The 12,258-nt window shown below is 53.6% G+C and carries 11 protein-coding genes and 1 riboswitch; all 11 genes read right to left on the bottom strand.

The window, feature by feature from the left end; genetic code table 11:
• Positions 1–58: 58 nt before the first annotated feature.
• The 11 genes from C7382_RS03960 to pyrH all read right to left on the bottom strand — a co-directional run bounded on the left by C7382_RS03960 (position 59) and on the right by pyrH (position 12,204).
• Complete coding sequence (locus C7382_RS03960; protein WP_116679021.1) at positions 59–1,534, bottom strand: DUF3868 domain-containing protein; 1,476 nt, start codon at positions 1,532–1,534, stop codon at positions 59–61.
• A 25-nt stretch (positions 1,535–1,559) separates the two neighbouring features.
• Positions 1,560–2,141 carry a DUF3575 domain-containing protein gene (locus C7382_RS03965; protein WP_116679022.1) on the bottom strand — a complete coding sequence of 194 codons (582 nt, stop codon included), beginning with the start codon at positions 2,139–2,141 and terminating at the stop codon, positions 1,560–1,562.
• A gap of 320 nt (positions 2,142–2,461) precedes the next feature.
• Positions 2,462–3,469 (bottom strand): glycosyltransferase family 2 protein, encoded by a 1,008-nt coding sequence (locus C7382_RS03970; protein WP_116679023.1) that lies wholly within the window; start codon positions 3,467–3,469, stop codon positions 2,462–2,464.
• 8 nt (positions 3,470–3,477) lie between these two features.
• Positions 3,478–4,380, bottom strand: a complete 903-nt coding sequence (locus C7382_RS03975; RefSeq protein WP_116679024.1) for a lysophospholipid acyltransferase family protein — start codon at positions 4,378–4,380, stop codon at positions 3,478–3,480.
• 1 nt (position 4,381) lies between these two features.
• Positions 4,382–5,713, bottom strand: coding sequence for a tRNA (N(6)-L-threonylcarbamoyladenosine(37)-C(2))-methylthiotransferase MtaB (gene mtaB, locus C7382_RS03980; protein ID WP_116679025.1), 1,332 nt, complete (start codon positions 5,711–5,713; stop codon positions 4,382–4,384).
• A 309-nt stretch (positions 5,714–6,022) separates the two neighbouring features.
• Complete coding sequence (locus C7382_RS03985) at positions 6,023–6,697, bottom strand: thiamine diphosphokinase (protein ID WP_116679026.1); 675 nt, start codon at positions 6,695–6,697, stop codon at positions 6,023–6,025.
• Positions 6,694–7,302 carry a nicotinamide riboside transporter PnuC gene (gene pnuC / locus C7382_RS03990; RefSeq protein ID WP_116679027.1) on the bottom strand — a complete coding sequence of 203 codons (609 nt, stop codon included), beginning with the start codon at positions 7,300–7,302 and terminating at the stop codon, positions 6,694–6,696. The genes C7382_RS03985 and pnuC overlap by 4 nt, the downstream gene beginning before the upstream one ends.
• A 5-nt stretch (positions 7,303–7,307) precedes the next feature.
• Positions 7,308–9,557, bottom strand: a complete 2,250-nt coding sequence (locus tag C7382_RS03995) for a TonB-dependent receptor (protein ID WP_116679028.1) — start codon at positions 9,555–9,557, stop codon at positions 7,308–7,310.
• A 63-nt stretch (positions 9,558–9,620) separates the two neighbouring features.
• Positions 9,621–9,732, bottom strand: a riboswitch (TPP riboswitch).
• A gap of 33 nt (positions 9,733–9,765) precedes the next feature.
• A complete protein-coding gene (gene rsgA, locus C7382_RS04000; protein ID WP_116679029.1) occupies positions 9,766–10,713 on the bottom strand; it encodes a ribosome small subunit-dependent GTPase A in 948 nt (315 codons plus the stop codon).
• A 172-nt stretch (positions 10,714–10,885) separates the two neighbouring features.
• Entirely contained in the window at positions 10,886–11,446 is a 561-nt protein-coding gene (gene frr / locus C7382_RS04005) for a ribosome recycling factor (RefSeq protein ID WP_116679030.1), read from the bottom strand.
• Between the two features lie 38 nt (positions 11,447–11,484).
• On the bottom strand, positions 11,485–12,204 hold the full coding sequence (gene pyrH / locus C7382_RS04010; protein ID WP_116679031.1) for a UMP kinase: 720 nt from the start codon (positions 12,202–12,204) through the stop codon (positions 11,485–11,487).
• Positions 12,205–12,258: the final 54 nt, after the last annotated feature.

A 12,258-nucleotide genomic window follows, 5' to 3' on the forward strand; every position in this document is an offset into this window, starting at 1 on the left:
GTGAATATTGTTTTCGATTGTTTCCTTAGTAGGATTTTTCTGTATTTGCTTCTTTGTCTTAGAGGTTGTCCTGCATATAGAGACGCAGTTCGTTGAGGTTGTGCTGTGCACCGGGCATGCCATGCTGAGCAGCATAGGAGAGATATTTTTCGGCTTCCGTCCACTTCTCATTGTAAGCGTATGCCAATCCCAAGAGTGTCCACAATTTCTGCTCAGACTTGCGAGCTTCGAGACGGCGAAGAGCCTCGGCATAGCGACCTGCACGCATATCGATGATAGCAGCATTAGCAGTAGGTTCTATGGCTTGGGGGAATGCCGCCTCTGCGATAGTCCACGTCTCGTAACGCTCGGCGCTACCCTCGGGATAGCTCTGTGCCACAGCATAGACCTCGGCCAAGCTCAAACGAGTCGGATGCGTCTTAATAATCTCGCGAGCCTTATCCAGCTCGAAACCTTTGACAACGATATGGAAAGTGAGTTCACTACGACGCAGAGGAGGATAGAAGCTGGCCAAGAGCGTAGCATAAGTAGTGCCACCGTCGAGCGCTTGGAGAGCTGACGGACGTTCTTCTACCGATTTTTCGTCGATAATCCGGAGGATGGCGTCACGATTGGGCAGATTGCTCTTAGCCACAGCAGCCTTGAGACCGTCCCAGTCTTGCCCCTTCCAGTCAGACTCGAATCGTCCTTTGAGAATCGGGTACTTGCCCACGAGGTAGTCGGCAAAAGAGTTCGCTCTGTTTTTGGAAAGCTGGAGGTTGTAGTCCACCCCACCCTCAGGTGAAGCATAACCCACCATGCTTAGCTTCTCGAATGTGATGTCGCTATTGCCTCTGAGTTCTTTCAGCTTGCTGTCAATACGTTGCAATTCGGCGGGGTTGCCGTCAAAGTTGGGCAATACCTCGTATTTGCCTACCTGATAGGCCAGATGCGCCGAGAGACTCTCCTCACGCACCTTCACTAGTTCGCCTTCCGGTACCATGATGTTATATTGGTAATTAGCCTCATAGAGGGGCACCAATGCATCGTCGGTAAGAGAGGTCTCTTCATGTCCCATCGGACATTCGGCGCAACCTGTGTTCTCTGCCATGAGAATGAGAGACGAATTGCGCATCCAAGGGTGGTAAGGAGTGGTCGTGGCATAGTCCAAATTCTGCGCCTTACCGTTGCGGCGATTGACCACAGCAGCAGGCTTTGTCTCTGGATTATTGAAAGGATGTTTTTTGTTGAGCGACACTCGTCGATCCACAATGCGGTAGCGTTTGTTACCGGCCAGCACGAAGGGGCGTAAGGCCACCTGCTCGCCCGAAGTATTGGACTGGATCACGGGCGTAACAACCATCAAGAGATTACTTTTCATATCGGGCATAGCCGTCAGATCGAGGTTCATCTTCACCTCGGCCGTGCGTCCTTTCTTTTTGATCACATGTTTCTCTGGCACCTGAATGCCGCTTAGGTGGTTTTGCTGCGCCGAGAGGACGAGGGCAGAAGCTCCAACAAGGAGCGATAGGATGATATAGCGACTGAGTTTCATAGCTTCTTACAGATATAAAAAGTGATTACTTAATAATGTAGATGAGTGAGAGGGTGGCCTTGGTGACACCGAAGTAGTCATACTTGCCCTCACCGATCTTCTTACCGCACTTGGCACATTCGTATTTGCTGTAGTCCAGATTGACATAGCCGGCACTAATGGAGGCTTCGAGGTTCCATCTGCGCCCCAGCAACCACTGATAACCATAAGTCAGACCGGCACCAATACCATAGCCTTCGTGGCGATAGTTATTGAGTTTTTTGAGACGACCGATGGGAATGTCGATGTCATTGACATTGTACTCACCGCCGATGGCATGCAAGCCGAAGAAGTGACCGGAGAAAGCCTCACAAGTCCAGTAACGAAGCTCTGGTGCTACAAGCCAGTGCTTGAGTTTGCGATGATGTTCGAAGGTAAACGGATTGTAACCACCCGAAATATCGAGTGTCCATTTTTTGCCCAAGCGAAACTCCAATCCGGCATTAGGCGTGGTCGTAGCTCCATAAAGCAAATTGGTCTTGAGAGCCACGTTTTGCGCGTGGAGAGCAGAGAGAAATCCTGCCATCAGTGCAATTCCGACTAATAATAATCGTACTTTCCTTTTCATAATACTATAGTAGTGGTAGTGTGATAACTTTTCTTCTCATGCAATCACAGTATTGAGCACTCTGAATGAGAGGGAAGCACACATTGCTTCCCTCTCATGATGCTGACTCAACTCTTCAAAGGCAAAATTACTGCCATCCTCTATATTGTATATACGTAAAAACACGTAAAATGCTACGTGCATATACGTAAAACACCCAATTATAGCGTATTTCTCAGCAGAGCACGACGTAAATAGAGGTTTTAGGGGGAGAAAGAGGAAAGCGTTCGGAGTCATTCGAGCCACCTGAACCATCGGATAATTCCGACGACTCGAACTTTCTACAATTGGGAGAAGAGCTTCCTGCCTCGGACGTAGTATTGGAAGACAATGGAGTAAGGCTTCATCGGGGCAGGGATGGGGCCAAGGCGAAGATTATCTGCTCGCGAAGCGGAGAAGTTCGCTCGCATACGACGATAGTCCCGACGAGCGCGAAAGAGCGAAGCCACATGGCGGAATCGACCAGAGAAGAGGAACATCATGGCCGAGAGACCATCCAACCATGCGCGGATGCGCATCGTATGTCGGAGGTCTGCATCGGGCAGATTCTTGTAGAGCATCAGCAGGTTGTTGCGGAAGTTGAGATACGTCTTGCGGGGATTCTTGGCATCCAAACTGCCACCACCCAAATGATAAACGACGGAGTGTGGCGTCACTGCCACTCGCCAACCACGGCTATGAAGCCTCCAGCAGAGATCGATCTCTTCCTGATGGGCAAAGAAGCGCGGATCCAATCCTCCTACTGCTCTATACACCTGCCGACGGACGAAAAGAGCAGCTCCCGAAGCCCAAAACACCTCTGTCGTGTCATCGTACTGACCGGCATCGGTCTCCAGCGTACTGAATATACGTCCCCGACAGAAGGGATAGCCCAGGCGATCGAGGTAGCCACCCGCAGCTCCTGCGTATTCAAAAGAACCCCGCTCTCGAAGGGAACGAATCTTGGGCTGCACAGCAGCCACATCGCTACGGTCGCGCAACAACGCCAGCGGGGCGTCGAGCCATCCGGCTGTCACCTCCACATCACTATTGAGCAGGACCATGCAGTCGCATTCGGTCAGCTCGATGGCACGGTTATAGCCTTCGGCAAATCCGTAATTCTCAGGAAAGACGATCAGCTCCACCTGCGGGTATTCTCGGCGAAGGAAGTCCACAGAGTCGTCCGTGGATCCGTTGTCGGCCACGATGAGGCGCGCCGACTGCTGCGGCGTATGGGCCACAAGCGCGGGGAGGTACTTCTCCAACATAGAGCGCCCGTTCCAGTTGAGGATGATAACGGCTGTGGTCATAGGGATGGTTATTGGGGCAGACGGGGACGCTTCCAGCGACGATGGCTCCAAAGCCAGAGGGCAGGATCGCGCAGGATGGTCTTCTCCATCTTGCGCACATAGGCTTCGGTGACAGCCCCCGAGGGAACTGTTTCCTGCGGATGGTGCAGCAATTCAATCGTACCAACGTAGCTGTCGGCACCCGTCCTCTTCACATCCATATAAACGACGGGGAGAGAGAACTTCGTACTCAGCTTCTCAGTACCGTTGAAGAAAGCCGTCTCTCGCCCCAGGAAAGTCGTCCAATACGAACCGGCATAGGCGGGACTCTGGTCGGCAATGAAGATAACGAGAGGCGTCTCCGCAGGATAAGGAGCGCGCATGAGATGCAAGAGCTCACGCGGCACATCGTGTTTGGGGATTCCACGTGAGCCAAAGCGCTCGCGGATCCGATGCATGAGGCGGTCGGCGGCGGTATTTTTGAGCGGGCGATAGATCTGATAAATCTGTAAGCCCGAACCCTTGATCATCTCCTGACTACCCGAAAAATACTCCCAGTTGCCGTAATGTCCCATCATCAGCAGGATGGCGGGATGTCTTTCGGCACGCAGCTGCTCCAGCACATCGAGTCCTTCGAGGGAGATATGACGACAGAGCTGAGCTGGGGTATAGGTGAGCAGTTTGAAGGAACTAAGGACTTGATAGGTGAAGCCACGGTAGAAGCGTCGTTCGATAGCACCTATTTCCTTTTCGCTCTTCTCGGGGAAGCAGCGAGTCAGATTGTCGCGAACGACCCGCCGACGATAGCGCAGCACATAGTACAGCAAGCCCGCCAGCAGCTTACTCTTCAGGCGGATCACCCATAACGGCAACAAGGCAAACAGATAGGTGAGGACATAGAGTATATAATAGGAGAGAGCGGGATACTTCATACTAAAGGTTATTGTCTGACAAAAGAACGTATTCGCCGGAAGGATGCATCTTGCCGAGTACCACATCGGACACGGTTCCCACGGCTTCGGCTGTATAGGGAGCTGCCACGCGAACATAATTCTCCGTGAAGCCCTGCATCAAGCCTTCGTGACTGACGTCTTCCCAAAGCACCCGCCTACGAAAACCCTCCTCCGAACGATAGAACTCAGCCAGACGTCGGTCGGACAAGTCCAGCAGCCTGCGACTGCGGCGTTGCTTCTCGCGCGCGTCTATTATATATGGTATTTGCAGCGCTTGAGTACCGGGGCGTTCGGAGTATGTGAATACGTGCAATCGGCTGAAGGAAATGGCGTTCTGTAGAAAATCGAAGCAATCCTCGAAAAACTCGGGGCGCTCCCCTCTTGTGCCCACGATGACATCAATGCCGATAAAAGCATGGGGCAATACTCGACAGATATGCTCTACTCTATCACGGAAAAGTGCCGTGTCGTAGCGGCGACGCATGAGCTTGAGCACGTCGTCCGAACCGCTCTGCAACGGCATATGGAAGTGGGGGGCGATGCGCTTGGAAGAAGCGCAGAAATCAATCAGTTCGTCGGACAAGAGATTAGGTTCGATCGATCCGATGCGATAACGCTCAATGCCTTCCACCTCGTCTAACGCACGAAGCAGATCGGTAAAGGTCTCCCCCGTACTACGCCCGAAGTCACCAATGTTCACACCCGTGAGCACGATCTCCTTGCCGCCTTCAGCTGCCACACCTTCGGCTTGACGCACAAGCGACGCAATGGAACCATTGCGACTGCGCCCCCGCGCCTTGGGAATGGTGCAATAGGAGCAGAAATAGTCGCAGCCGTCCTGCACTTTGAGGAAGTGGCGGGTGCGATCGTCGGCCGAGCAGCCGGGTTGGAACTTGCGGATGTCCTTGGTCGGAGTCGTGAGTATGGTCTTCCCTCCACCGGCCTGTGCAGCGCGGTGGCTGAGGACGGAGATGAGGTCGAGCTTCTCATCGGCACCGAGTACGATGTCCACGCCTTCTATCTGTGCGATGTCCTCGGGCTTGAGCTGTGCGTAGCAGCCGGTGACGACCATGAGAGCATCGGGATGTTCTTTGTGCAGCTTACGGATGGCATTGCGACATTTCTTGTCGGCCAGCTCTGTCACGGAACAGGTATTGACCACACAGAGATCGGCCTTCTCGCCCGGGCGCACCGGGCGCACCCCCTGCTCAGCAAGGGCTTTGCCAAGGGTAGAGGTCTCGGCGAAATTCAGCTTGCAACCGAGCGTCAGGAAAGCCGCCTTTTTGTCTTCAAAGATGAAAGCATCTGTCATATAGGCGCAAAGTTAGTGCTTTTTGGGGCTATGCACACGGCCTACATCGGACGACAAGCTTTGTCCCGAGGAGCTATTTCACTCTCGTGGCTAACCGCTCTCGTGTGGCATATGCCCCAGAGAATTAGTGCGCTGAGCCGATTCGCATAAAAGCCTCCCGGACTTCATGGAGTTTCATGATTAAGAAGATTTTATTTCATGACTAAGCAACTATTGAGACCTCTATAACAGAAAAAAAGATCGGACATGAACGCACTCTCCAAGGCCTATGACCGCGGAAGAAAACGCCGGTAAAGAGCGGGATTAGTGCTATCGCGGTTCGTCGGCGAGGAAAAGAACGAGCGGAGAGTCGGAAGAGAGCCGGATGGTGTCGGAGAGGGAGCGATTGAGCGTGCCCTGCCACAGCTCAGACAGAGGAGATGGAGGCATCGGCCAGACGAGCCCTTGGGCCGCAACACGCGAGCCCCCGAAGCTGAAGATAGAGAGTTGCCTGTCAGGATAACCTACGCATATCTCGGCCTCGCCATCGAAAGCCAGAAAACAGCCGTAGTCCGTGGGCATGACGACTCGCTCACAGAGGCGCGCATAATGCGGCAGCAGGGAGACATTGCCGAGGAGGTGATCCTCACGCCTGCCCGAAGCACCGAGGATACAGATGGATGCAGGGGCGTATTCACGGACTGAGAAGGTGACGGCCTTGGTCAGGTCGTTGGTCTCCTGCTCGCCGATGTGGTGGAGCCGCTCGGGCGGTAACCGAAGCGCGGCTGCCCCCACCGAATCCAGATCGCCTACGACTGCATCGGGGGTGAGACCGTAGTCAAGCAACTGCTGCGTGGCACCATCACAGCAAACGATCATCCCCTGAGGATCGGCAGCAGCCCGATCGAGAATGGAGAGCAAGAGAGGCGTGCGGGGAAATTCGCCATTGGCCAAGATGACAAAGCGCGGGGCCGTGTCAGCCGTAAGCAGGGGGAAGCGGATCATGATATGGGAGTAACGGAATTAGAATGGCGGAGCTTGCCCCAGCGGATATATCCCAAGACGGAGATGCAGGCATTGACAGCAAAAACAACGGTGCTGACATTGTCGCCGGCACGATAGAAGAGTGCCAAGCTGATCACATTGGCCACGAGCCAACAAATCCAATGCTGCCGGATGCGACGCGCCAGCCAGATCATCCCCACGAAACTGACCACGGTAGCCAACGTATCGGCCCACGGCACCAAGCTATCGGTATGGTGTGCAAGGACGTAGTACATGGGGGCATAAGCAACGACCGCCCCGATGAGAAAGAGCGCCAAACGGCGGGCGGTAATATCTACGATGGCTCCCTCCTCGGTATCGGAACGGTGGCGCAACCATACGATCCAGCCGACGATGCAGGTCACGAAATAGTAGAGATTGATGAGGACATTGCCGTAGAACTGAGCCTCGATGGAGAGATAAATGTAGAAAAGGGGCAAAATAATGCCCACCGGCCAAAGCCAGACACTCGCCTTATATTCGAGATAGACCCAAATAAAGTTGACGAGTGCGGCTGCCAGTTCTATGGGATGAGCCAGCACGTATTCGAGCGTTGCGGCCAGCATGATGATCAGAATTCGATGGCGAGACTGCCCATTACGTTGAAGCCTGCCTGAGGATAATAGCGCAGATCGGCATAAGCACCCAGTCCTGCAGCGGTCTGCACATAGCCGGCATCATATATATAGGCGTTGGATGAATAAGCCAACCCGAACAAGTTATTGAGTTGGAGACCGACGGTCATCTTGCGCACGAGCGACATGGGAATAGTATAGCCCAGACGCAGATCGTTCACCCAGTAGGAGGGCAAGGAACGATCGGAACGCTGCGTATTGTCCAGATACTGACTGCCAACAAAACGACTGGTCCATGCAGCCTCCATGCCGGCACACGTGAACGTGAGCATACTGCTGCCGACAACGGAAGGAGAATAGGCAATGTCCGTGTCGTGGAGGACTTCCTCTTTGAGGTCGATCCACTCATAGTCAGCATCATAGACCGAGGTGTACTGCGTATATTCCTTGATCTTATTGCGGCTGATCGTCAAGGCTCCGTCCCAACGCAACAGACGGGGAACAAGCTGCCATCCGAGTGTCAGCTCCGCACCCATGCGGTAACTATCGGGCACGTTGCTCGTGAGCATTTGTCCCACATCGCTCAAGCGACCATCGAGCACCAACTGATCCTTGTACTGCATATAATAGAGCCCCAGCCCGACGGAGAGTGCGGGCGAAGCATAGCGGTAGCCCAATTCGTAGTCGATGAGACGCTCGGGAGTAGGATACTGTCCGATACCCGCCTCGGTATAGTTCGTTCGATTGGGTTCGCGATGCGCCACAGCAACAGAGGCAAAGGCCGTGTGAGCATCATCGAAGCGGTAGGTAAGTCCGGCTTTGGGGTTGAAGAAGCGGAAGGCCTTGTCCAAAGCGATATGCTGCATACCGTCCTGCACATCGTCATATTCGTCCGTAATGCCGTCGATGGTGTAGTCGATGGCACGGAGTTGCAAGTCGGCGAAGACATTGAGAGCAGGGGTAAGTTGCCAATTGGCCTTGGTGAAAACGGCTCCTTCTTTCTTCTCTGCGTTGTTGCGATAGTATTCGAAATTGGGCGGGAGCGCCTCGAAGTATTGCTTGATGTAGGTGATGCGTCCGAAGTGATCGCCCTGATAGATGTTGCCGGAAGCTCCGAACAGCCATTCCCATGCACCGGTGCGCCAAGCGAGTGAACCGATAAATCCGCCAAAACCATTGTCGAGATATTTCTGACGAATCAGATCGGTTTTCTTGATCGTTACACCATTTTCCGTGTACTGCTGCAAGGCGTATTCCTTGAGTTTACGTCCGCGGCGATACTCGTCGGTATAACCAAATCCGTCTGTATAGTGCGCCGTCAGATTGAGCTGGAGAGAACGAGAGAAACTGTGCGTGAGGATGGCTTGGTAATGGCGTTGCTCGTAATTGTCCGTATTGTGATAATAATGCGGCACACCCTGATCGTCCACATACATCAACCCCGCACTATTGTAACGGCGACCGTAAAGGGCTTCGTCCTCAGCTGAAAGTCCGTTCCAGGCTATACCGGTAATTTCCTTTCCACCGAAGGTCACGAATTTAACGGCGGTATTGGTGCCGAAATAACCGACCTGCGCAAAGTATGATTTGAGATCGACATCCGCCCGATCGACATAGCCGTCCGAACAGATCTTGGACAGACGTGCATCCACAGCCCAGTGACGACCGATGCGTCCGCTGCCCAATTTGACAGAACGGCGGAACGTACCGAACGAACCTCCACTGAGATCGACACGTCCATAAGGAGTCATCCCCAGATTCTCTGTGCGCATATTGATGCTGGCACCGAAGGCTCCGGCACCATTTGTCGAGGTGCCCACACCACGCTGCACCTGCAAGTCTTCGACCGAAGCGGCAAAATCGGGCATATTGACCCAGAAGACCGATTGCGACTCCGAGTCGTTCAGCGGCACACCGTTAGTCGTGATGTTGATACGATTGGCATCGGTACCGCGCACACGGAAGCCCGTATAGCCAATTCCCGTACCGGCATCGCTCGTGGCTACGACCGAAGGAGTAAGCATAAGTAAGTAGGGAATGTCTTGGCCGAAGTTCGATTTGGTCAGCTCGGCCTTGCGCACGTTGGTGTATGCGACCGGCGTCTTCGCCGTGGCACGCGTAGCGACTACTTGTACGGCTTGTAGTTCTACATTTCTGAGACTATCTGTTTGGCCTTGCGCTACTTGAGCGACAAGGCCGAATGGCAGCAGGGAAAAAGCTGCAAGGAGGAGGATTTTCTTCTTCATCTTATATGTTTTGTTACAGAAATCATAAAAGAGAGAAGGAATGCCGTTCGCAATGCCACAGAGCAGGCAGGGCGGAGAGTTTCCTACGCCGGTATTATCCGGTTCAGGTAATGAGGGTGTGTTCTCAGCCGTCCGCATTCGTCCACTTATGCGGGCAGCACCCCTTCTCCCATTTTCAGGGGACAAAGTTAAGAAAACTCGCGTTCAATTAATACTCCGGCCTATAACGCTCGGCATTCTCATCTTCGAGGATGCTCAGATAGCTGATGTACCGACTTTCGGCTATCGCCCCTCTTTGGAGGGCTTCGAGGATGGCACAGCCGGGTTCGTGCGTGTGGGTGCAGTTGCCGAATCGGCAGCCTTCGCTCGCAGTAAAAATCTCAGGGAAATAATGCGACACCTCGTACTCGCCCATCTCCAGCGTGCCAAAGCCTTTGATCCCCGGCGTGTCGATCAGAGCTGTACCGGGCGAAAGATCGGGGACATCAAGCATCTGCGAAAAAGTAGTCGTGTGCATACCGGTGTGATGCACCTGCGAAATGGCTCCCGTCTTGAGGCCCGCTTCGGGAATAAGGGCGTTGATGAGTGTGCTTTTCCCTACCCCCGAATGCCCTCCGAGGAGGGTTACTTTGCCATCAAGCAACGTTTTCAATTCGGGAAGCCCGTCACCTGTCGTTGCCGAAACGGCGCAGCAGGTATAGCCAATCGAGGAGTAAAGCAAAAACAGTTCGTGCATGCGATTCCGCTCCTCCTCGGCATAGCGGTCAGTTTTGTTGAACACCAAGATGACCGGCACACGGTAGGCCTCCGCCGTAGCCAAGAAGCGATCGATAAAAACGGTCGTAGTCACCGGATGATTGATGGTGCAGACGAGCATGGCCGCATCCAGATTGGCCCCCAGGATATGGGACTCCTTCGAGAGGTTGCTGGCACGGCGGATAATATAGTTGCGTCGGGGGTGTATGCGCCGGATGTAGGCCGGCTGTCCTTCCTGTGCGGCCGGATCGATCTCCACACGGTCGCCCACAGCCACGGGATTTGTCGAGCGTATGCCTTTGAGACGCAGATTTCCCTTGGCCAGACAATAGACTTCCGCTCCATCCGTGCATCGCACCAGATAGTGGCTCCCCGTGTTCTTGATGACTATCCCCTCCATAGACTGCTCATCTCTAATAAAAAGCAAGCTGCACTATAAAGAGCGAACTGCTGTGTCGCTTTCGAGCCTCGGGTTCGGTCCTATACGATGGTATACTCCCTTCCCCCTCGCTCTCAGCGCCTTGCATTTCATCTCTTTATAACACAGCCCTCTGAAAAGTATTGTCTATCCCTTATACGGTCATGATTTCCTTCTCCTTCTCGGCGAAGAGATCGTCTATCTTCTTGATATAGCGATCGTGCACCTTCTGCATCTCCGCCTCAGCATCCTTGGCTACATCCTCGGGAACACCATCTGTCTTGACACTTTTCTTGATGGCATCTATGGCATCGCGACGAGCATTGCGCACGCTCACCTTGGCATCCTCGGCATCGCCTTTGGTCTGCTTCACGAGCTGACGACGACGATCTTCGGTCAGAGGTGGTAGTCCAAGACGGATCAGTTCACCGTTGTTCTCCGGTGTGATCCCGAGGGGAGAGTCCATAATGGCCTTTTCGATGTCCTTGATCAGGGTGCGCTCCCACGGAGTGATCACGATGGTCTTGGCATCGGGCGTATTCACGGAAGCAACCTGTGTGAGTGGTGTAACGTTGCCATAATACATTACCATGATACCATCGAGCAGTTTGGGGCTGGCCTTTCCGGCACGCACATGTGACAACTGTTCGTCCAGATACTCCACTGCCTTCTCCATATTAGCCGTTGCTTTGGCTATCAGTTCTTTTATTTCCATATCTCTCTGTATTGTGTTTGTTTGTACTTCTCTCCGTATTATGCTTTTTCGTTGGAGACGTAGGTGCCTATCGGCTCGCCGCGCAGCACCTTGAGGAGGTTGCCCGGCGTGTCCATGTCGAAGACAACGATGGGCAGATTGTTCTCCATACACATAGTCGTGGCAGTCAGGTCCATGACCTTCAACCCACGGGCGTAAATCTCGTCGTAGGTGATGCGGTCGAACTTCGTCGCCGTGGGGTCTTTCTCCGGATCGGCCGTATAGATGCCGTCCACACGCGTACCCTTGAGCATGGCATCCACTTCTATCTCGATGCCTCGCAGCGAGGAACCTGTATCCGTGGTGAAGAAAGGATTGCCCGTGCCGCAAGAAAAGATGGTGACGTAGCCCTGTTCGAGCAGCTCGATGGCGCGCCACTTATTATAGAATTCCCCTATCGGCTCCATGCGCACAGCCGTGAGCACCTTGGTCTTCACGCCCGCACTCTCGAGCGCAGAGCTAAGGGCCAAACTATTGATGACCGTTGCGAGCATACCCATTTGGTCGCCCTTGACCCGATCGAAGCCCTTGGAAGCACCGCTCAACCCACGGAATATATTGCCTCCACCGATCACAATGCCCATCTGCACGCCCATGGCGCAGGCTTCTTTGATATCCGATGCATAATCTGCCAGCCGGCTCGGATCAATGCCGTATTGCTGTGCACCCATTAGTGACTCACCGCTCAGTTTGAGTAGTACTCGTTTGTATGCAGCCATTTATCTTTTCTATTCAGTTTGTTACAAAGAAACGCATATTTTCCGTACGCCTGG

This window comes from Porphyromonas loveana, assembly GCF_003096695.1.
GTDB lineage: Bacteria > Bacteroidota > Bacteroidia > Bacteroidales > Porphyromonadaceae > Porphyromonas > Porphyromonas loveana.

What these genes read in the sequence shown, in the direction of transcription:
- C7382_RS03960 (WP_116679021.1), bottom strand. Translation starts at nt 1,534, where the DNA reads ATGAAACTCAGTCGCTATATCATCCTATCGCTCCTTGTTGGAGCTTCT.
- C7382_RS03965 (WP_116679022.1), bottom strand. Translation starts at nt 2,141, where the DNA reads ATGAAAAGGAAAGTACGATTATTATTAGTCGGAATTGCACTGATGGCA.
- C7382_RS03970 (WP_116679023.1), bottom strand. Translation starts at nt 3,469, where the DNA reads ATGACCACAGCCGTTATCATCCTCAACTGGAACGGGCGCTCTATGTTG.
- C7382_RS03975 (WP_116679024.1), bottom strand. Translation starts at nt 4,380, where the DNA reads ATGAAGTATCCCGCTCTCTCCTATTATATACTCTATGTCCTCACCTAT.
- mtaB (WP_116679025.1), bottom strand. Translation starts at nt 5,713, where the DNA reads ATGACAGATGCTTTCATCTTTGAAGACAAAAAGGCGGCTTTCCTGACG.
- C7382_RS03985 (WP_116679026.1), bottom strand. Translation starts at nt 6,697, where the DNA reads ATGATCCGCTTCCCCCTGCTTACGGCTGACACGGCCCCGCGCTTTGTC.
- pnuC (WP_116679027.1), bottom strand. Translation starts at nt 7,302, where the DNA reads ATGCTGGCCGCAACGCTCGAATACGTGCTGGCTCATCCCATAGAACTG.
- C7382_RS03995 (WP_116679028.1), bottom strand. Translation starts at nt 9,557, where the DNA reads ATGAAGAAGAAAATCCTCCTCCTTGCAGCTTTTTCCCTGCTGCCATTC.
- rsgA (WP_116679029.1), bottom strand. Translation starts at nt 10,713, where the DNA reads ATGGAGGGGATAGTCATCAAGAACACGGGGAGCCACTATCTGGTGCGA.
- frr (WP_116679030.1), bottom strand. Translation starts at nt 11,446, where the DNA reads ATGGAAATAAAAGAACTGATAGCCAAAGCAACGGCTAATATGGAGAAG.
- pyrH (WP_116679031.1), bottom strand. Translation starts at nt 12,204, where the DNA reads ATGGCTGCATACAAACGAGTACTACTCAAACTGAGCGGTGAGTCACTA.